At 73.4% G+C, this 18,280-nt stretch carries 18 protein-coding genes; 9 read left to right on the plus strand and 9 right to left on the minus strand.

Annotated elements, in window-relative coordinates:
- Positions 1–25: 25 nt before the first annotated feature.
- The 3 genes from ACIBEA_RS06145 to ACIBEA_RS06155 all read right to left on the minus strand — a co-directional run bounded on the left by ACIBEA_RS06145 (position 26) and on the right by ACIBEA_RS06155 (position 3,735).
- Entirely contained in the window at positions 26–1,441 is a 1,416-nt protein-coding gene (locus ACIBEA_RS06145) for a DUF6421 family protein (RefSeq protein WP_399258486.1), read from the minus strand.
- Between the two features lie 81 nt (positions 1,442–1,522).
- On the minus strand, positions 1,523–2,545 hold the full coding sequence (locus ACIBEA_RS06150; protein ID WP_399258488.1) for an alpha/beta hydrolase: 1,023 nt from the start codon (positions 2,543–2,545) through the stop codon (positions 1,523–1,525).
- A gap of 68 nt (positions 2,546–2,613) precedes the next feature.
- Positions 2,614–3,735 carry an LLM class flavin-dependent oxidoreductase gene (locus ACIBEA_RS06155; RefSeq protein WP_399258490.1) on the minus strand — a complete coding sequence of 374 codons (1,122 nt, stop codon included), beginning with the start codon at positions 3,733–3,735 and terminating at the stop codon, positions 2,614–2,616.
- Between the two features lie 49 nt (positions 3,736–3,784).
- On the opposite strand from ACIBEA_RS06155, the gene ACIBEA_RS06160 reads away from it, so the two are divergent.
- Both ACIBEA_RS06160 and ACIBEA_RS06165 read left to right on the plus strand, forming a co-directional pair.
- On the plus strand, positions 3,785–4,489 hold the full coding sequence (locus ACIBEA_RS06160; protein WP_399258492.1) for a PadR family transcriptional regulator: 705 nt from the start codon (positions 3,785–3,787) through the stop codon (positions 4,487–4,489).
- A gap of 180 nt (positions 4,490–4,669) precedes the next feature.
- Positions 4,670–5,353, plus strand: coding sequence for a glycerophosphodiester phosphodiesterase (locus ACIBEA_RS06165; protein ID WP_399258494.1), 684 nt, complete (start codon positions 4,670–4,672; stop codon positions 5,351–5,353).
- Positions 5,354–5,423: 70 nt separating this feature from the next.
- Here the strand turns inward: ACIBEA_RS06165 and ACIBEA_RS06170 are convergent, their stop codons facing one another.
- Positions 5,424–5,972, minus strand: coding sequence for a GNAT family N-acetyltransferase (locus ACIBEA_RS06170; protein ID WP_399258496.1), 549 nt, complete (start codon positions 5,970–5,972; stop codon positions 5,424–5,426).
- A 149-nt stretch (positions 5,973–6,121) separates the two neighbouring features.
- On the opposite strand from ACIBEA_RS06170, the gene ACIBEA_RS06175 reads away from it, so the two are divergent.
- The 4 genes from ACIBEA_RS06175 (at position 6,122) to ACIBEA_RS06190 (ending at position 9,212) form a co-directional block, all read left to right on the plus strand.
- On the plus strand, positions 6,122–6,730 hold the full coding sequence (locus ACIBEA_RS06175) for a DUF5134 domain-containing protein (protein ID WP_399258498.1): 609 nt from the start codon (positions 6,122–6,124) through the stop codon (positions 6,728–6,730).
- Between the two features lie 97 nt (positions 6,731–6,827).
- A complete protein-coding gene (locus ACIBEA_RS06180) occupies positions 6,828–7,766 on the plus strand; it encodes a M56 family metallopeptidase (RefSeq protein ID WP_399258499.1) in 939 nt (312 codons plus the stop codon).
- 71 nt (positions 7,767–7,837) lie between these two features.
- The gene (locus tag ACIBEA_RS06185; protein WP_399258501.1) at positions 7,838–8,533 is read left to right on the plus strand and encodes a phosphatase PAP2 family protein; all 696 of its coding nucleotides are present in this window, start codon (positions 7,838–7,840) and stop codon (positions 8,531–8,533) included.
- A gap of 37 nt (positions 8,534–8,570) precedes the next feature.
- Positions 8,571–9,212 (plus strand): TetR/AcrR family transcriptional regulator, encoded by a 642-nt coding sequence (locus ACIBEA_RS06190; RefSeq protein ID WP_399258502.1) that lies wholly within the window; start codon positions 8,571–8,573, stop codon positions 9,210–9,212.
- Between the two features lie 27 nt (positions 9,213–9,239).
- On the opposite strand, the gene ACIBEA_RS06195 is transcribed toward ACIBEA_RS06190, so the two are convergent.
- Entirely contained in the window at positions 9,240–10,751 is a 1,512-nt protein-coding gene (locus ACIBEA_RS06195; RefSeq protein WP_399258504.1) for an LVIVD repeat-containing protein, read from the minus strand.
- A gap of 88 nt (positions 10,752–10,839) precedes the next feature.
- On the opposite strand from ACIBEA_RS06195, the gene ACIBEA_RS06200 reads away from it, so the two are divergent.
- Both ACIBEA_RS06200 and ACIBEA_RS06205 read left to right on the plus strand, forming a co-directional pair.
- The gene (locus ACIBEA_RS06200; protein WP_399259047.1) at positions 10,840–11,598 is read left to right on the plus strand and encodes a DUF305 domain-containing protein; all 759 of its coding nucleotides are present in this window, start codon (positions 10,840–10,842) and stop codon (positions 11,596–11,598) included.
- Between the two features lie 52 nt (positions 11,599–11,650).
- Complete coding sequence (locus ACIBEA_RS06205; protein ID WP_399258506.1) at positions 11,651–13,006, plus strand: FAD-dependent oxidoreductase; 1,356 nt, start codon at positions 11,651–11,653, stop codon at positions 13,004–13,006.
- Between the two features lie 10 nt (positions 13,007–13,016).
- On the opposite strand, the gene ACIBEA_RS06210 is transcribed toward ACIBEA_RS06205, so the two are convergent.
- From ACIBEA_RS06210 to ACIBEA_RS06225, 4 genes are all read right to left on the minus strand, one after another.
- Complete coding sequence (locus ACIBEA_RS06210; protein ID WP_399258508.1) at positions 13,017–13,754, minus strand: class I SAM-dependent methyltransferase; 738 nt, start codon at positions 13,752–13,754, stop codon at positions 13,017–13,019.
- Positions 13,755–13,979: 225 nt separating this feature from the next.
- Positions 13,980–14,330, minus strand: coding sequence for an ArsR/SmtB family transcription factor (locus ACIBEA_RS06215; RefSeq protein ID WP_399258509.1), 351 nt, complete (start codon positions 14,328–14,330; stop codon positions 13,980–13,982).
- Positions 14,331–14,435: 105 nt separating this feature from the next.
- On the minus strand, positions 14,436–15,515 hold the full coding sequence (locus ACIBEA_RS06220) for an NADH:flavin oxidoreductase/NADH oxidase (RefSeq protein ID WP_399258511.1): 1,080 nt from the start codon (positions 15,513–15,515) through the stop codon (positions 14,436–14,438).
- An 84-nt stretch (positions 15,516–15,599) separates the two neighbouring features.
- Complete coding sequence (locus tag ACIBEA_RS06225) at positions 15,600–16,952, minus strand: wax ester/triacylglycerol synthase family O-acyltransferase (RefSeq protein WP_399258513.1); 1,353 nt, start codon at positions 16,950–16,952, stop codon at positions 15,600–15,602.
- 219 nt (positions 16,953–17,171) lie between these two features.
- Between ACIBEA_RS06225 and ACIBEA_RS06230 the strand changes: the two genes are divergently transcribed.
- Entirely contained in the window at positions 17,172–18,260 is a 1,089-nt protein-coding gene (locus ACIBEA_RS06230; RefSeq protein WP_399258515.1) for a WD40/YVTN/BNR-like repeat-containing protein, read from the plus strand.
- Positions 18,261–18,280: the final 20 nt, after the last annotated feature.

Here is an 18,280-nt window from a genome sequence, read left to right on the forward strand (position 1 = left end):
GGCACTGCCTCCTCCGCGCGAGCGCTCACGCGGCGACCCGCTCTTCCTGGCGACGGTCCTCGGCGTTCAGCGCCGTGATCCCCTTGGTCGAGGCGATGACGCCCTTGAGCTTCTTGGCGAGGGCCTCAAAGAACATGCTGAGGGGGAACTCGTCCGGAAGCACGTCGTCCACGAGCTTGCGCGGCGGCTGCGTCAGGTCCAGGGCGTCCGGGCCCTTGGCCCAGCGGGAGCCCGGGTGCGGGGCGAGGTAGGTCGCGACCAGCTCGTAGGCCTTGAACCAGTGAACCAGCTTGGGGCGGTCGATGCCCGCCCGGTAGAGGTCCTCGATCTCGGCGCACAGCTGGTTGGTGACCTGCGGGGCGCGCATCCAGTCGATCTTCAGCGTGTTGTCCGTCCAGCGCACGACGTCGTGCTTGTGGAGGTACGCGAAGAGCAGCTGGCCGCCGAGGCCGTCGTAGTTGCGGGTGCGGTCACCGGAGACGGGGAAGCGGAACATCCGGTCGAAGAGGACGGCGTACTGCACGTCACGACCGTGCTCGTTGCCCTCGGACTCCAGCTTCACGGCCTCCTTGAAGGCGGTGAGGTCGCAGCGCAGCTCCTCCAGGCCGTACATCCAGAACGGCTGGCGCTGCTTGATCATGAAGGGGTCGAACGGCAGGTCGCCGTGGCTGTGGGTGCGGTCGTGGACCATGTCCCACAGGACGAAGGCCTTCTCGCAGCGCTCCTGGTCGGTGACCATGGCGGCGATGTCGGCGGGCAGGGTGACGCCGAGGATGTCCACGGCCGCCTCGGTGACCTTACGGAATCGCGCGGCCTCGCGGTCGCAGAAGATGCCGCCCCAGGTGAAGCGCTCGGGGGCCTCGCGGACCGCGATGGTCTCCGGGAAGAGCACGGCCGAGTGGGTGTCGTAGCCCGCGGTGAAGTCCTCGAAGGTGATGCCGAGGAAGAGCGGGTTGTCGTACCGGGTGCGCTCCAGCTCGGCGAGCCACTCGGGCCACACCATCTTGAGCGCGACGGCCTCGAAGTTGCGGTCCGGGTTCCCGTTCTGCGTGTACATGGGGAACACGACGAGGTGCTGCAGTCCGTCGGCGCGCTCGGCGGCCGGGTGGAAGGCGAGCAGCGAGTCGAGGAAGTCCGGCACGGCGAAGCCGTCCGCGACCCACTTGCGCAGGTCGGCGACGAGGGCGCGGTGGTACTCCAGGGAGTGCGGCAGCAGCGGCGACAGCTGCTCCACGGCGTCGATCATCCGCTCGACGACGGCCTCGGCCTCCAGGCGCGTGGGTGCGCCCGCGAGCTCGAAGTCGATCGATCCGTCCTTGGCCTGCCAAGGACGGATCTCCTCCACGGCGGCCTTGAGCTGGGGCCACGCCGGGTGGTCCACCACCCGCGCTCCGGCGGTTATCACGGCACCGACCGGTCCCGGCACAAGAGTTTCCGTCATGTCACTTCCTCCACAGGAGAACCTCACGTTAAGACAGCGTATGCATGTGAGGCTCTCTCGCTCAAGAGGTGAAGCCGAAAATTATCCTGCGTCACCCCCGTCAGCGCCGCAATTCTTCCTGCTCGACACCGTCCGCGCGATCGCTTCGGCTACTCCGTCCAGGGCACGGCGGGCCGCGGGCAGGAAGTCGACCAGCCCCAGGAATCCGTGGAACATCCCCGGATGATGGTCCTCGTGGGCGCTCGTGCCCGCCTCGCGGAGCGCGCGAACGTACGCCGCCCCCTCGTCGCACAGCGGATCGCACCCGGCGGTGACCACGTGGGCGGGCGGCAGCCCGGTGAGGTCCGCGCGCAGGGGCGAGGCCAGTGGGTCCGCGCCGTTGCCGCCGGGTCCGAGGTACTGCGCCCAGAACCAGCGCAGGTGCGCGGCGGTCAGGAAGTACCCCTCGGCATTGCGCCGCACCGAAGCGGTGTCCTGGGCGGCGTCCAGGGCCGGGTAGACGAGGACCTGGAGGGCGACCGCCGGCCCGCCCCGCTCGCGGGCGAGCAGCAGCGCGGCGGCCGCCAGGTTGCCGCCCGCGCTGTCCCCGGCGATCACCAGCGCCCCGGGGGCGCCCCCGAGCTCGGCCATCTGCCCGCCCGCCCAGCACAGGGCGGCGTGGGCATCGTGGACGGCGGCCGGGAAGGGGGCCTCCGGAGCCAGCCGGTAGTCCACGGACACCACCACCGCACCGGCGGACCGGCACAGGTGCCGCGCGGTGGAGTCGTGCGTGTCCAGGTCGCACAGCACCCACCCGCCGCCGTGGCAGAACACCACGGTCGGCCGGGGCCCGGGCCACTGCTCCGGGTCGGGCCGGTACACGCGCACGGGCAGCGGCGGCGCCCCGGCGGGCCCGGGCACCGCCCGGTCCTCGACGCCGGCGACGGCGGGCGGCGGGAGCGGCGGCGCCGGGATCGCCGCGAGGATCCGGCGGGCCGTGGCGGCGTCGGTGACCCGGCCGCCGACGTCGGGGAAGGCGTCGGCGAGGGCGTCGGCGAAGGGCCGCACGCCGGGATCGAGCCGGTCGGGGTCGGGGGCGAAGGGCGTAGCGGGGGTGGACGGCATCAGAGGTACCTCCGGCAGGGGTCTCGGATCGCGTGTCGCGCATCGGTCACTACCGCTGGGATGCCCTCTCACACCTCCCGGAAGTGCGGGATGACCTTCTCCCCCCACTGCCGCAGCGTCTCCAGGCAGGCCTCCTGAGGCACGGTCCCCATCTGGATCAGGCACATCACCTCGTCCGCCCCGGCCGCCCGCAGCCGTTCGACGTAGGCGATCGCGTCGTCGGCGCCGCCGTAGGCGTGGTCCGCGTGGAAGGTGGCGGTCGCGGCGGGCCGGACCGGGATGTCCAGCTCGTGCAGCCGTGCCACCACCTGCTCGGCGGCCCGGCGCAGCTCCTCCCCCTCGTCCACGCCCGCGACCACCGCCTCGTCCGGGACGCCCGCGCCGCCGTACCAGTGGCCGATGGACTGGGCGAAGAAGCGCTGACCCCGGACCCCGATCCGGCGGGCCCGCGCCGGATCGTCGAGCACGATGGTCGGGCAGAGCACCGAGAAGTGGTCGTTGACCACGCTCGACACGAACCGGGAACCGTCGCGTCCGGCGATCGCCGCGTCGTACGCGGCGCGCATCGCGGCGATCGACTCCGGCCCGGCGAAGCCCATCACCAGGGCGCCGACACCCAGTTCGGCGGCCTGGCGCAGGGTGTCGGCGCGGCTGCACGCGAGGAACAGGGGCGGGTGCGGGGTCTGCCGGGGCCGGGGCAGGATCGGGTGCGGATCGATGTCGATCAGCTCGCCGTGGTACTCCAGCTCGTCCTCCTGCCATGCCTTGCCGATGATCCGCAGCGCCTCCTCGACCTCCTGGGTCGTGCGGTCCCGGTCCACCCCGCACAGCGAGGTCTCCTGTGCGGTGCCGCCGCGGCCCGCACCCAGGTCGAGCCGCCCGCCGGAGAGCAGGTCGAGCATCGCGGCGCGCTCCGCGACCCGGACGGGGTGGTTGAAGTTGAAGGGCATGCACACCACGCCGTGCCCGATGCGTATGGTGTGCGTCTTGGCCGCGACCCACGTGAGGAAGACCTCGGGAGCGCTCATGTGGGCGTACCACTTCAAGGAGTGGTGCTCGACGGCCCAGATCCGGTCGAAACCCATTCGTTCGGCCAGGACGGCCTGCTCGACGCAGTCCCGGATGACCTGGTGCTCCCGCTCCACGGTCGGGTCGGCGAGCTGCGCCTCGAAGATGACGGAGAACTTCACGATGCCTCCAGGGTTGCGTCCTGTGCCCGGTCTCACTTCAATTCGGAATATGACTAGTAGTCAGACCTCGAAGAAGCAAGAGGCGCGGGACGACCTGCCGCCGACCGCGTGGGCGGTGCTCGGCCTGCTGTCCTTCCCCGGCGAGCGGACCGGGTACGAGCTGAAGAAGTGGGCGGACTCCTCGCTCCGCTTCTTCTACTGGTCGCCCGCCATCAGTCAGATCTACGCCGAGCTGCGGCGCCTGGAGGACCTCGGCTACGCCGCCTCCACCCGCTCGGGACCCGAGGAGGTCCGCGCCAAACGGCGGTACGCGATCACCGCCGCCGGGCGCGCGGCCCTGGCGGGTTGGGCCTCGGACACCGCCGAGGCCGGGCCCCCGGTGCTCAAGCACGGGCTGCTGCTCCGGGTCTGGCTGGGGCACCTGGCCGAGCCGGAGCGGCTGCGGGCCCTGGTCACGGAGCACCTGGAGCGCACCCGGGGCGAGCTGGACTCCGTACGGGCGGCCCTCGCGGCCGCGGACGAACCGGACTGGGCCTTCCCCCGACTGGCGCTGCGCTGGAGCGAGCGGCAGCACCTGGCCGAACTGGAGCTGACCGGGGCCCTGCTCGCGGACCTCGCGGAGCTCCCGGCGACGCTCGCGGCCGGGGCGGCGACCGGGCCCGTCGGACCGTCCGCGACCGGCACCGGGACTCACCCTGGACCTGAGGTCGAGGGCCGGGGTCAAGGCGATGGGGACGCGCCCACGGCAGGGTGACGCCGGACGACGACGGCCGCCGTGCACAACCCTTGGCGGGAACCGGCCGGAGGGTCCTGCCGGAGCGCTGCACGGGCGGTCCCATCGCACCGTCGGCGCACTAGCATGCGTCCTCACCACGCGGGCGGTCGGGACACCGCGGCCGCGTGGGGAGCCGCCGTCGACGGAAGCGAGAGAACCTTGACTTTCCTCACCATCGGTCACCGCGGGGTCATGGGTGTGGAACCGGAGAACACCCTCCGGTCGTTCGTCCGCGCGCAGCGCAGCGGCATGGACGCGATCATGCTGGACCTGCGGCTCAGCAAGGACGGCGCACTCGTCGCCCTGCACGATCCCGAGGTCGACCGGACCACGGACGGCTCGGGAGCCGTCGCCGATCTGACCCTCGCGGAACTGCGCGGACTCGACGCCGGCCACGGCGAGCGGGTGCCGGTCTTCGAGGAGGTGCTGGACGCGGTCGCCGCGCCCCTGCTGGCCACGGTGCGGGACCTCGGCTGCGCCCGGGTGCTGGCGGAGGTGCTGCTGCGGCGGGACCTGACCGGCCGGGTCGAGGTCTGCTCGGAGGAGGACGCGGTGCTCGCCGCGATCGCCGACCTGGTGCCGGGGGTGCGGACCGTGCTGAGCGCGAGCAGCTACGGCACGGACGTCGTGGAGCGGGCGCTGGCCGTCGGCGCGCAGGCGCTCGCGCTGGACATCCGGCGGCTCACCCTGGAGACCGTCGAATCGGCGCACGCGGCCGGGCTGCGGGTGACGGGCTGGACGGTCAACACGCAGGAACGGCTGAAGCTGGCGAGGGCGTTGGAGTTGGACGCCGCGGTGACGGACCTGCCGGAGATCCGGCGCACGGGCCGCTTCACCGCCTGATCCGCCCCGCCCCCGGGCCGATCCCCGGCGCCCGCGCGGCGCCGGGCCGGTCCCTTGTCGCGCGCCCGGCTCAGAGCTGCTTGACGAGCAGCTCGAAGACCAGGTCGGCGCGGCGCGGGATGCCGAAGCGCTCGTCGCCGTACGGGAACGGGGTCAGCTCGCCGGTGCGCCGGTAGCCGCGGCGCACGTAGTAGGCGATGAGTTCCTCGCGCAGGCTCACCACGGTCATGCGCATCTCCTTGGCGTCCCACTGCTCGCGCACCTGGCGTTCGGCCTCGGCCATGATCTCCTTGCCGAGGCCGGCGCCCTGGAGTGCGGGGCGGACCGCGAACATCCCGAAGTAGGCGTGGTCACCGCGGTGTTCGAGGTGGCAGCAGGCGACGAGCTCGCCGTCGCGCTCGACCAGCAGGAGGATGCTGTCGGGGGTCGCGATCACCTCGCGCACGCCCCGCTCGTCGGTCCGCTGTCCGTCGAGGTAGTCCGCCTCGGTCGTCCAGCCGCCCCGGCTGACGTCGCCGCGGTACGCCGACTCCACGAGCGCGACCAGAGCCGGTACGTCCGAGTCGTCGGCGCTGCGGAAGCTGAGGGCCGTGGGGCGGGTGGGCTCGGCGGTCGACATCGGTGCGGCTCCGTTCGGAAAAACTGGCATATGACAAGCCTGGTGCGGCCCAGGAGAGCCTAACCCGGTCGGCGTGCGACCCCCCTGGGGCGGGCATCTCTTCCGGTGACGCCGACGAACCGGGGGGTTCCGCCGTGCACGGTCCCGCGATGTCCCTGCCCACCTCCACCGCCGCCACCGTGTCCGGCTGGCTGCTGGTGGCGCTGTGCGCCCTGAGCGGTGCGTACTGCCTGCTGCGGGCGCACAGAGCGGAGCGGGCCGCTCGGGGGGCGGCGGGCGGCGAGGCCCTGATGGGCTTCGGGATGGCGGCGATGGCCGCGCCGACGGGGACCGGGGCGTGGGGGTCCGGGGTGCTGCTGGCGGTCTTCTGCGCGGCGTCGCTGCACGCGGTGTGGTTGCTGCGGAGCGGCGTCCACCACGTCCATCACCTGGTGGGGTCGCTGGCCATGGTCTACATGACGGTGACGATGGGAGCGGCGACGGCCTCGGGGGCGGGCGGCGCGCACGCGGGGAGCCACGGCGCGGGCCACGGCGCGGGGCTGGCCCAAGGGCTCCCGTTGGTGACCGGGGCGCTGCTCCTCTACTTCGCGGGGTACGTGCTGCTCGGCGGGGCGCGGCTGGTGACGACGGCCGGCGGGCCCGCGGTCGCCCTGGTAACGGGCGGCCCGTTGGGGCGCGGGCGCGGAGCCGCCGAGGTGACGCGGGCGTGCCGACTGGCCATGGGAATGGGGATGTTGGCCATGCTGCTCACCATGTGAGGGGCCGCGCGCGGGCGGCGGCGGGGGCGACGTGTCGTGCGTCACCAATGGACGGTGTCCATACCCGTGGGCAGCTCCGCCCTCCTAAAATGCGGCCATGATGGTCCCCGCCGTTCTCCTGCTGCTCGGCGCCCTGACCTCCCTCCTCGCCCCCCGACTGCTGGCCCGGGCCGAGTGGCCCGAGCGCGAGCCCGTGGTGGCCCTGTGGGTGTGGCAGTGCGTGGTGGCCGCGGTGCTCCTGTGCTTCGCCCTGTCGATGCTGCTCAGCGCGGCCGCCGCCTGGCTGGCGGTGCGCGGTCCGCTCTTCGCTTCGGCGCCGCGCGGGGTGGTCGACGCGTACGCGCTGGGCTCCGGCTCCGGTCCCTGGGCCGCCGGGACCGCGCTGGTGCTCGCGGGCGGCGGGCTGTGGACGGGGGCGATGCTGGCCGCGGAGGTGTTGCGGGCGCGCTCGCGCCGGCGCGCCGAGCGGGCCGAACTCCTGGTGCGGGCCCCGTTGCTGCCGGGCGAGGAGCCCGACGGCGGCCGGCTGGTCGTCCTGGAGGGCCGCCGGCCCGACGCGTGGTGGCTGCCGGGCACCGCGCCGCAGCTGGTGGTCACGACGGGTGCGCTCGGGCGGCTCAAGGGCCAGCAGCTGGACGCCGTGCTCGCGCACGAGCAGGGGCACGCGGCGGCCCGGCACGATTGGCTGCTGCACTGCTCGCGCGCGCTGTCGGGGGTGTTCGGGCAGGTCCCGGTGTTCGCCGCGTTCGAGGCGGAGATGCATCGGCTGGTCGAGCTCGCCGCCGACGACGTGGCCTCGCGGCGGTACGGGCGCCTCACCGTGGCGCTGGCACTGGTCGGGCTGAACGAGGACCGTGGCGTGTTCGGGCCCTGCCCGACCCCGCACGCCCACGTCCCCGCGCGGGTCCGCCGGCTGCTCTCGGCCGCGCCGCGGCTCTCCCCCGTGCGCCGGCTGCGGCTGACCGCGGTGGCGGCCCTGGTGCCGGCGGTCCCGGTGCTGGTGGCGTTCGTACCGGGGCTCAGCACCCTGACGTAGCAGGACCTCGCCCAAGAGGGTCGGGACGGACGCGGGGGCCGGACGCGCGGGTCGGATGCGAGGATCGACGCATGACCGGGGCTCTCGTACGACGGACCGCGACCGGGTGCGTGCTGCTCGCCGCCGTGCTCACGGCCTTGGTCGTGGCCCGATGGCCGCCGCTGGTCGCTTTCGATGCCCGGGTCGCGCGGTCCCTGCACGCCTACGCGCTGGCGCATCCGGCGCCCACCCGGCTGCTGCGGGTGCTCAGCGACTGGCCGTGGGACCCCTGGACCATGCGGGCGTCGGCGGTGCTCGCCTGCCTGTGGCTGTGGCGGCGCGGGGAGCGGGCACTCGCGCGGCGGTTCGGCGCGGCCGTCCTCGCCGCGGCCGTGGTGTCGCAGGGGCTCAAGGCGGCGGTGGGGCGCGAGCGGCCGGTGTGGCCGGATCCGGTGGACTCGGCGCACTTCGCGGCGTACCCGTCGGGGCACGCGCTGACGGCGACGGTGGTGTGCGGGCTGCTGCTGTGGCTGTTCCCCCGCTCCCGCAGGGCGCGGACCGCCGCCCTCGTCTGCGTCCTCGTCTGCGTCCTCGGAGTCGGCTTCAGCCGGCTCTACCTGGGTGTGCACTGGGCGTCGGACGTGGTCGGCGGCTGGCTGCTGGGCGCGGCCCTGGCCGCCGTCGCGATCGGTGGGGCGGGAGCGCCGAGGAGCGGCGAAATCCGGACGGGAACGGCCGGTGGTGGGCGATCCCCCGCGTCGCCCACCACCAGTCGGCCCGCGCGCTGAGTATATTGGCCCGGAGCCAGTCAACGCAGGAGCAAGCATGGTCCCGCGCAGCCCGTCGGTCAATGAAGAATTGCGCAGACGTTCCCGGGAGCGGCTGCTCCAGGCCACCGTCGAACTCGTCGGCGAACGCGGTTACGAGGCCACGACCCTCGGCGACATCGCGGACCGGGCGGGCGCGGCACGCGGCCTGATCTCCTACTACTTCCCCGGCAAGCGCCAGCTGTTGCAGTCGGCGGTGCACCGCCTCATGTTCCGCACCCTGCGCGCAGCGCTGGAGCGCGAGCCCCGGCCCACCGGGGCGGACGCCGGGCGGGAGCTGCTGGCCCGGGCGATCGACGCGGTCCTCGGGCTGGCGCGGGAGCATCCGCTGCTGATGCGCACGCACATGGCGGGCATCCTCTCGAACGAGGGCTTCGTCCAGGGCCCGGAGCAGCAGCAGCTGGCGGAGCTGCTGCGGGAGACGGTGGCCCGGCACGGCGCGGACGATCCGGACGTGGACCCCGATCGGGACTACCCGTTGCTGCGGGCCCTGCTGATGGGCGCGGTGTTCGCCGTCCTGTTGCCGGGGGCGCCGATGGAGGCGGCCCGACTGCGGGCGGAGCTCTTCCAGCGCTACGGGCTCGGCTGGGAGCTGGGGGTCCCGCCGGACGGCGGGCCGCCCGACGGAACGTTCCTCTAGGTCGCGGGGCGCAGGGACCCGGCGTGCTCAGTGGTAGTCGGGCTGCGACTGGACGTTCAGCCGGTCCGTCCAGACCCACTTGGCGCTCTCGGTGCGCCAGTCGTCGAGGCGCAGCACGTCGAGGCCCTTGGTGATGTCGTTCGCGTAGATGTGGCCGTTGTAGTAGTACGCCGACCAGGCCCCGCCCAGGGTCAGCTTGTCGGTGCTGAGCGGGCCGCGCTCGAAGTAGGCGATCTCCTTCGGCCGGGTGGAGTCGGTGAAGTCCCAGACGGACACGCCGCCTTGGTACCAGGCCTGCACCATGATGTCGCGACCGCCGCCCACCGGCACCAGCGAGCCGTTGTGGGCGACGCAGTTCTCGGTGTCCGCCTGGTGGCGCGGGATCTTGTAGTAGCCGCGGAAGACGAGCTTGCGCTGGTCGCCGCGGCCGGTGATGTCGTAGATGCCGTCGGCGCCGCGGCTGGGGCCGGTGGCCTCGTTGCAGGTGGCTCCGCCACCGCCGCCCAGCTCGTCGGTGAACACCACCTTGTCCGCACGCTCGTTGAAGGTCGCCGAGTGCCAGAAGGCGAAGTTGACGTTGTCCTGGACGCGGTCGATGACCCGCGGCCGCTCGGGCTCGCTGATGTCGAAGAGGATGCCGTCGCCCATGCAGGCGCCCGCGGCGAGGTCCTTCGAGGGCAGCACGGTGATGTCGTGGCAGCCGGTGGTCTGGGAGACCCCGGGGTTGGTGGGTGCGCCCGGGTTGCCGCCGTCGGGGAAGAGCACCGGGAAGCCGACGACCGACGCCTGCCGGGGGTCCTTCTTCGGGACCTTGACGACGGAGATCCCGTCGTGCGGCGGCTGGCAGTCCGGGAAGGCCGCGCTCGGCGAGTACGAGGAGACGTAGAGGTAGACGTCGCCCCGCTTGCCCGGCACCAGGGTGTGGGTGTGCGAACCGCAGGCCGTCTCCACCGACTTGATGTATTTGGGGTTCTTCTTGTCACGGATGTCGAAGATCTTGATCCCTTCCCACGACGACTTCTCGGTCGCGGGCTGCGAGACGCTGTTGCAGGAGTCGTCGCTGCGCGAGGAGTCGGTGGAGAGGAAGAGGAGGTCGCCGGAGACGGAGACGTCGTTCTGGCCTCCGGGGCAGAGCACGGTGGTGACGGTCCTGGGGGCGCTCGGGTTGCCGATGTCGTAGATGGTGAAGCCGTCGTAGCTGCCCGCGTAGGCGTACCGGCCCTGGAAGGCGATGTCGGAGTTGATCACGGCCGGGTTGGCGCTCGGGACGTTGGCCAAGGGGGTGATGTTGCGGCTGTGGACGATCTCGTCCTGGCCGGGGATCTCGGAGGAAACGGTGCCGGTGGCCGGTGGGCCGGCTGCGCTCCGGCCGGTGCCTAACGGAGTCAGGTCCCCCGGGTCGGGTGTGGCGGAAGCGGGTCCGGCGACGGCGAGGAGCGTCACGAGGAGTCCGGCGCCGGCCGCGGCCGCGGCCAGCGTCCGGGTCCTGGTGCGTGCTCTGGGGATGCGCTGTGGGGCTGATGGGACTGACGAGGTCATTGTGTCCTCCCTTGGGGGCGTTCCGAGCCCTATCGGCGGGAACGGAACCAGTACCCCCGACTCCCGCAGTATCTTCCTTTGCATGGCCATGACAACAGCGCGCATGACGGCACGGCTGGTCCACCGGCGCACTGCGGCGGCCCTGCGCCCCGTCTTCGTCCTCGGCGTCATCGGTGCCACGGGCGTCATCGGTGTGCTGGGGCTGACCTCCTGCCGCGTCGGCGGTGACGACGACGGGGCCGCCGCCGGGCCCGTGGTCATCGCCCCGGGCAGGCCGGGCGAGGGGTCCCGCACCCTCTCCCCCGGCCAGGCCGCACGGGAACGGCCCGACGACAGCGCGAACGCCGCCGACCTGAGCTACGTGCGCCGGATGATCGAGCACCACCGACAGGCCCTGACGATGAGCGCGCTGGCGCCGCAGCGCGCCTCGGCGGAGCCGGTCGAGCGGCTGGCCGAGCGGATCGCGGCGGCCCAGCGGCCGGAGATCGCGGTGATGGAGAGCTGGCTGACCAACCACCCGGACCCGGGCGCCGCACCGACGGGCGGCAGCGGCCGGGCCACGGACGACCCCACGGCCCACGACCGGACCCACGACCAGACCCACGACCACGGTGGGGCGGCCATGCCCGGGATGGCCACCGCGCAGCAGCTGGCGGAGCTGGCGGCCGCCACGGGCCCGGACTTCGACCGGCTCTTCCTTCGTCTGATGATCGCGCACCACGAAGGGGCCGTGACGATGGCGGGCGAGGCCCTCGCGGGTGGGAACAACGGGGCGGTGGAGGAGATGGCGAACGAAGTGGTGGCCCAGCAGAGCGCCGAGGTACGCCGGATGCGCGCGATGGGCTGACGGTCCGGGACGACGGTGCCATGCTGGATCCCTCTGCGGAAGGAGACCCTCCGTGCTTCGTGTCGCCGTGGTCGGTTCGGGCCCGAGCGGGGTCTACGCCGCACAGACCCTGGTCCAGCAGCGCGAGGTGCCGGGCGTGCGGGTCGACGTACTGGACCGGCTGCCCTGCCCCTACGGGCTCGTGCGCTACGGCGTGGCCCCCGACCACGAGAAGATCAAATCGCTCCAGGGCAGCCTGCGCAGCGTCCTGGAGGACGAGCGGATCCGCTTCCTCGGCAATGTCGAGGTGGGCGGGGAGGCGCTGACCACCGGGCGGCTGCTGGAGCTGTACCACGCGGTGGTGTACTGCGTGGGCGCCGCCCGGGACCGGATGCTGGGGATCCCGGGCGAGGAGCTGGCCGGGGTGCACTCGGCGACCGCCTTCGTCTCCTGGTACAGCGCGCACCCTGACGCGGCGGCGGGCTTCGGCCTGACGGACGTGCGGTCGGCGGTGGTGATCGGGGCGGGGAACGTCGCCGTGGACGTGACCCGGATCCTGGCCCGCGGCGCCCCGGAGCTCCGGCTCACCGACATGCCGGAGCCGGCCCTGGGAGCACTGGCCGCCAGCGGGATCCGCGAGGTGGCCATGGTGGCCCGGCGCGGGCCCTCGCAGGGCAAGTTCACCACCAAGGAACTGCGCGAACTCGCCACCCTGTCCGGGGTGGACACCACGGTGCTGGCCGACGAGCTGGCACGGGACCCCGCCTACGCCGACCCGGCGGCCGCGGCCGCGCTGCCCGCCGTGAACCGGCGCAATGTGGAGGTGCTGCGGGACTGGACCGCGCACCGGCCCCACGCGCAGGCGCGGCGGATCACCCTGCGGTTCTTCCTACGGCCCGTCGAGGTGCTGGGCGGGGCGGACGGACGGGTGAGCGGGGTGCGCTTCGAGCACACCGTCCCGGACGGGCGCGGAGGCGTGGCGGGAACCGGGTCGTTCGAGGACGTCGACGCCCAGTTGGTGCTGCGGTCGGTCGGCTACCAGGGCGTCCCGCTGCCCGGGCTGCCCTTCGACGCGGCGCGCGGTACGGTCCCCCACGCGGCGGGCCGGGTCCTGCGGGAAGGCCGGGCCTCGGTCGGCGAGTACGTGGCCGGTTGGATCAAACGCGGCCCGACCGGAGTCATCGGCACCAACCGTCCCTGCGCGAAGGAGACCGCCTCCTCGCTGCTCCAGGACGCGGGCGCGCTGGCCCGGCGCGAGCTGCCCGGCGACCCCCTGGACGCCCTGCGCGCGGCGGGCCTGGCCCCGGTGCCGTGGCCGGGCTGGCTGGCGATCGAGGCCGCGGAGTCGTCGTTGGGCAGCTCCCTGGGCCGCCGCTCGGTGAAGATCCCGGACTGGCCGGGCCTCCTCGCGGCGGCGGCCGGGGAGTAGCCCCTGTCTCCTACGACCTGCGGAACAGGCCCGCCCAGAGGAAGGGTTCGCCGAAGCGCGGGGAAGCGGGCGGTTCGTCGCGCATGCGGCGGAGTTCGACCTCCGTGAGGTCGGCGAAGATCGCGCGGAGCGACTGCGCCGTGTAGGCGAGGCCGCCGTGGAGGCGCGCCTCGCCGTAGAACTCGGCGTCGGGGAGCTCGGAGCCCATGCCCGCCTCCCCCGCGGCGAAGCAGGTGAGCGAGAAGTGGCCGCCGGGGGCCAACGACCGTTCCAGCAGGGCCAGGTAGCTGATCCGGCGGTGCGGCGGCAGATGGTGGAAGCAGCCGGAGTCGAGGATCAGGTCGTACGGGCCGCTCCAGGCCGTCGCCGCGGCCGGGTCGAAGATGTCGCCGTGGTGGAAGCGGACGTCGAGGCCCGCTTCCGCCGCACGCTCCCCCGCCCAGGCGAGGGCCGCCGGGGACAGGTCGACCGCGTCCACCTCGAAGCCGAGCGAGGCGAGGTGGAGGGCGTTGCGGCCGGGCCCGCAGCCGAGTTCGAGCGCGCGGCCCGGTGCGATCACGCCCCGGTCGAGCGCCTCGGCCAGGTGCTCGTCCGGTTTCGCCACGAAGAACGGCACGGCTCTGCTCCGGTCCGCGTAGAAGCCGTCCCACCAGCCGGCCGCCCCGGCCGTCCAGCGGTCGGATTCGGGCGCGAACAGCCCGTCCATGAGCTGAAGTACGTCATCGATGGTGCGGATGTTCCGGTCCATCCGGTCCCCCCTTCTCCCGTGGGGAAACCGTAGGCCGGATCTTGATGAAAGACCAGGTCAGACGGGGTGCGCCGAAGCCAGGGCCGCCCCTCTCGCGAGCTACGCCACGAGGGCCGACGCCCCCCGACCGGCCCCCGGGTGCGAGGCCGCCCGAGGGCCCGCCCAGGGGCTCCACGGGGGCGCGGGCGGCGCCCCTCGGGCGGATTCTTCAATCAGCCGGCCGAATCAGTCTGCCGTGCGCTCCGCCTCGGCGGAGGCGGCTGTCAGGATGCCGGTGAGGAGGCCCGGGAAGAGGGCTTCCAAGTCGTCCCGGCGCAGGTCGTTGAGCTTGGTGGTGCCGCGGTAGGTCTGGCGCACGACCCCGCTCTCGCGCAACACCCGGAAGTGATGCGTGCTCGTCGACTTGGTCACCGGCAACTCGAAGTACGAGCAGGCCAGCTCACCGCCGCCACCCGCCAACTCGCGGACGATGGACAGCCGCACCGGATCGGAGAGGGCGTGCAGCACGCTCTCCAACCGGATCTCGGCGGGAGACGGGTGGTCGAGGGAACGGGCGGTGGCGCTGGGCTCCGTCATGTGTACTCCTCCACTCGATGGACACCACGAAGGTACGAGAACCATCGTAGTACATCGCCCACCGGAGAACCGATGGGAGGCGCCACCCGCGACCCGCCACCCCCGTCAGGAGCGGTGGTACTGGTTCGGACGACGGACCTCGGCCCCCAGCTCACCCGCCGCGCGCCGCGCCCAGTGCGGGTCGCGCAGGAGTTCGCGCCCGAGCAGCACCGCGTCCGCCTCGCCATTGGCCACGATCTTCGCCGCCTGCGCCGGCTCGGTGATCAGCCCCACCGCGGCGGCCGGGAATCCGGCCTCCGCCTTGACCCGCGCGGCGAACGGCACCTGGTAGCCCGGGCCGACGGGTATGCGGACGTCCGGGGCGAGCCCACCGGTGGAGACGTCGAGCAGGTCCACCCCGTGCCGCTGGAGCACCTCGGCCAGCCGGACCGTCTCATCGGCGGTCCACCCGCCCTCTTCGAGCCAGTCGGTGGCGGAGATCCGGAAGAAGAGCGGGAGTTCCTCGGGCCACTCGGCGCGTACCGCGTCCACCACGGCGAGGGGGAAGCGAATCCGGTTCTCGAAGGAGCCGCCGTACTCGTCGGTGCGCCGGTTGCTGTGCGGGGAGAGGAACTCCCCGATCAGATAGCCGTGCGCGCCATGGATCTCGACGACCTGGTAACCGGCCGCCAGCGCGCGCCGGGTGGCGGCCGCGAACTGCTCGACCACCTCCTGGATCCCCTCCACCGTCAGCTCGTGCGGCACGGGGTGGCCCTCGGCGAAGGGCACCGGGCTCGGGGCGCTCGGCCGCCAACCGCGCCCCTCGGGGCCGACCGGACCGCCGCCCTTCCAGGGGGCGTCGGTCGACGCCTTGCGCCCCGCGTGGGCGATCTGGATCCCGGGGACGGTGCCCTGGGCCTTGAGGAAATCGGTGATCCGGCGCAGCGCCTCGACCTGGGTGTCGTTCCAGATGCCGAGGTCGTAGGGCGAGATCCGACCCTCCGGGGAGACGGCGGTGGCCTCCTGGAGGATCAGCCCCGTGCCGCCGACCGCGCGGGCCGCGTAGTGCGCGAAGTGCCAGTCGTGGGCCACACCCGCCTGCGGGCCCGTGGGCTCCGCGCTGTACTGGCACATCGGGGCCATCCACACGCGGTTCGGCGCGGTCACAGAACGGAGGGTGTAGGGCTCGAACAGGGTGGTACCCATCTGGACTCTCCACGGGATGCGGCCGGCGGGGAGCCGGGCACGGCGACTAAGTACGAGATACACCGTACTACGGAATCCCTCGTACTACGAGACCTCTCGTACGAGTTCTTCGAGTTCGGTCCGCAGCGCCAGCGCCAGCTCGTCCAGGTCCGGGACCGCGGCCCCGTCGGCCACCAGCCCGTAGTGCACCGTCCCCCGGTAGCTGGAGACCGCGACGGCCAACGCGTGTCCCTGGGCCAGCGGGGCCAGCGGGTAGATCTCGCGGACCGCGCTGCCGCCGAGCGAGAAGCCCAACCCGGGCAGCGGCACGCTGGTGACGAGGATGTCGAACAGCAGTCGCGCGGCCTGCGCCAGCAGCGGTCCGCCGAGCCGGTGGCCGAGCGGGTGCACGTGGTCGGCGAGGAGCGCCACCGCCCCCGCGCCCCGGGCCGGCCCGGCCTCCTTGTTCCGGTCCATGTCGGCCCGCACGGCGTCCAGGCGGCGCAGCGGCTCCGCCTCGGTGACCGGGAGCCGCAGCAGGTACCCGGAGAGCCGGTTCCCGCCGTCGGAGCCGCCGCGGGTGCGCCGGCGCGAGACGGGTATCAGGGCGCGTGGTCCGCTGCCTCCGTCCACGGGTTCGCCGCGCCCGACCAGCCAGCGCCGCAGGGCGCCCGCGACCAGCGCGATGAGCACGTCGTTGACGGTGCCCCCGACGACCTTGCGGATCCGGTTCACGTCGTCCAGGTCGAGCGCGACCCCGGCGAGCGCCCGGGTCCCGGCCGCCGCGCCGCCGCCCGCGCTCAGCCCGTCGGGCACGCCGAAGGGCAACCCCGACCGGGCCACCGCGGCGCCGATCTCCAGCGCCTGTCCGACGTCCTGGGCCCGCGCCGCCAGCGTCCCGGGCAGTCGCCGCAGGGCGGAGCCGGAGCCGGCCGGCGGGCCGTCACCGCGCCGCCGCTCCGCGCGGCCCGGGGGACGCGCGGAGCCCCGTACCGACTGCCCCTCGTCGAACAGCCCGGCGGCCAGCGCGAGGACGCCCAGCCCGTCGGAGAGGGCGTGGTGGAACTTGAAGAGCACCGCGAAGGTGCCCGGGTCCGGCCCGGCCAGCACGTGGGCCTCCCAGGGCGGCAGCCCCCGCTCCAGCGGCCTGGCCATCAGCGGCCCGGCGGCGGCGTGCGGGTCCGCGTGCGCGTGCCGCAGGAGGGACACGTGCCGGGCCGGGTCGAAGTCCCGGGCGGGCGACCAGGCGGCCGCCCCCACCGGCAGCAGGACGTCGTGGATCCGGCGGCGCAGCCGGGGCACGTCGGCGCAGCGCTCGGCGATCAGCTCGGCGGCGCGGGCGGCCGCGTCCGGACCGGCCGCCTCGAACACGCCGAGGGCGCCGAGGTGCATGGGATGGGAGGCGGATTCGATCCGCCAGAAGGCGAGGTCGAGCGGAGGAAGGTGCTCGGTGGCCACGGATCGCCTCTCACACGTCAGCAGAAGGCAGAAGTGAACCCTTTCCGGCTCCGTACGATCAAGTAACCAACTGGCTCGATCCACCTGTCGATCACGATCGATCAGCAGGTCAGCGTCACCGCGCGCCCCCGCGTGCTTGCCGGGTCACTGTCAGTGCCCGGGTGCAGACTGGCCGGAAGGGATCGTCCCAGGGACAACGACGTCCGGGAGGTGTCGGCCATGTCCGACGTGCTACTGCTCGCAGGAACCCGCAAGGGGCTCTTCATCGGCCGCCGGGGGGCCGACGGCCGCTGGGCGTTCGCGGAACCGCACTTCAACGCCCAGGCCGTCTACGCCGTGGCCATCGACCGGCGCGGCCCCGTGCCCCGGCTGCTGGTCGGCGCGGACAGCCTGCACTGGGGGCCCTCCGTCTTCCGGTCCGACGACCTCGGCGCGACCTGGCACGAACCGGCCGCACCCGCGGTCAAGTTCCCCCAGGACACCGGCGCCTCCCTCGAGCGGGTCTGGCAGCTGCATCCGGCCGGCCCCGAGGCCCCGGGCGTGGTGTACGCCGGGACCGAACCGGCGGCCCTGTTCCGCTCCGCCGACCGGGGCGAGACCTTCGAGCTGGTGCGACCCCTGTGGGAGCACCCCACCCGCTCGGCCTGGGTGCCCGGTGGCGGCGGGGAGGCCGTGCACACCGTGATCACCGACCCGGCCCGCGCCGAGGCGGTGACCGTCGCCGTCTCCACGGCCGGGGTCTTCCGCACGGAGGACGGCGGAGCGAGCTGGGCCCCGTCCAACCAGGGCGTCTCCGCGGTCTTCCTGCCCGATCCGCAGCCCGAGTTCGGCCAATGCGTCCACAAGATCGCCCAGGACGCGGGTGACGGGGACCGCCTCTACCTGCAGAACCACTGGGGCGTCTACCGCAGCGACGACGCGGGGGCGCGCTGGACGGACATCGGCGCCGGTCTGCCGTCCGACTTCGGCTTCGCGGTGGCCGCCCATCCCCACCGGCCGGACACCGCCTACGTCTTCCCCCTCAACGCCGACTCCGACCGGGTCCCGGCCGACCACCGCTGCCGGGTCTTCCGCACCCGCGACGCGGGGGCCACCTGGGAGCCGCTCAGCGCCGGGTTGCCGTCCGGCGACCACTACGGAACGGTGCTGCGCGACGCCCTCTGCACGGACGACGCGGACCCGGCGGGCATCTACTTCGGCAACCGCAACGGTGAGTTGTACGCCAGCGCCGACGACGGCGACAGCTGGCAGCTGCTGGCCGGACACCTGCCCGACGTGCTCTGCGTCCGGGCCGCCGTGATCGACTGATCGCACGCACCGACCGCTGC

The organism is Streptomyces sp. NPDC051555, from assembly GCF_044454405.1.
Classification (GTDB): domain Bacteria; phylum Actinomycetota; class Actinomycetes; order Streptomycetales; family Streptomycetaceae; genus Streptomyces.

Bases quoted from the DNA above. Each gene is read 5' to 3' on its own strand.
- ACIBEA_RS06145 (WP_399258486.1), bottom strand. From the start codon at position 1,441: ATGACGGAAACTCTTGTGCCGGGACCGGTCGGTGCCGTGATAACCGCC.
- ACIBEA_RS06150 (WP_399258488.1), bottom strand. From the start codon at position 2,545: ATGCCGTCCACCCCCGCTACGCCCTTCGCCCCCGACCCCGACCGGCTC.
- ACIBEA_RS06160 (WP_399258492.1), top strand. From the start codon at position 3,785: ATGACTAGTAGTCAGACCTCGAAGAAGCAAGAGGCGCGGGACGACCTG.
- ACIBEA_RS06170 (WP_399258496.1), bottom strand. From the start codon at position 5,972: ATGTCGACCGCCGAGCCCACCCGCCCCACGGCCCTCAGCTTCCGCAGC.
- ACIBEA_RS06175 (WP_399258498.1), top strand. From the start codon at position 6,122: ATGTCCCTGCCCACCTCCACCGCCGCCACCGTGTCCGGCTGGCTGCTG.
- ACIBEA_RS06180 (WP_399258499.1), top strand. From the start codon at position 6,828: ATGATGGTCCCCGCCGTTCTCCTGCTGCTCGGCGCCCTGACCTCCCTC.
- ACIBEA_RS06185 (WP_399258501.1), top strand. From the start codon at position 7,838: ATGACCGGGGCTCTCGTACGACGGACCGCGACCGGGTGCGTGCTGCTC.
- ACIBEA_RS06190 (WP_399258502.1), top strand. From the start codon at position 8,571: ATGGTCCCGCGCAGCCCGTCGGTCAATGAAGAATTGCGCAGACGTTCC.
- ACIBEA_RS06195 (WP_399258504.1), bottom strand. From the start codon at position 10,751: ATGACCTCGTCAGTCCCATCAGCCCCACAGCGCATCCCCAGAGCACGC.
- ACIBEA_RS06200 (WP_399259047.1), top strand. From the start codon at position 10,840: ATGACAACAGCGCGCATGACGGCACGGCTGGTCCACCGGCGCACTGCG.
- ACIBEA_RS06210 (WP_399258508.1), bottom strand. From the start codon at position 13,754: ATGGACCGGAACATCCGCACCATCGATGACGTACTTCAGCTCATGGAC.
- ACIBEA_RS06215 (WP_399258509.1), bottom strand. From the start codon at position 14,330: ATGACGGAGCCCAGCGCCACCGCCCGTTCCCTCGACCACCCGTCTCCC.
- ACIBEA_RS06220 (WP_399258511.1), bottom strand. From the start codon at position 15,515: ATGGGTACCACCCTGTTCGAGCCCTACACCCTCCGTTCTGTGACCGCG.
- ACIBEA_RS06230 (WP_399258515.1), top strand. From the start codon at position 17,172: ATGTCCGACGTGCTACTGCTCGCAGGAACCCGCAAGGGGCTCTTCATC.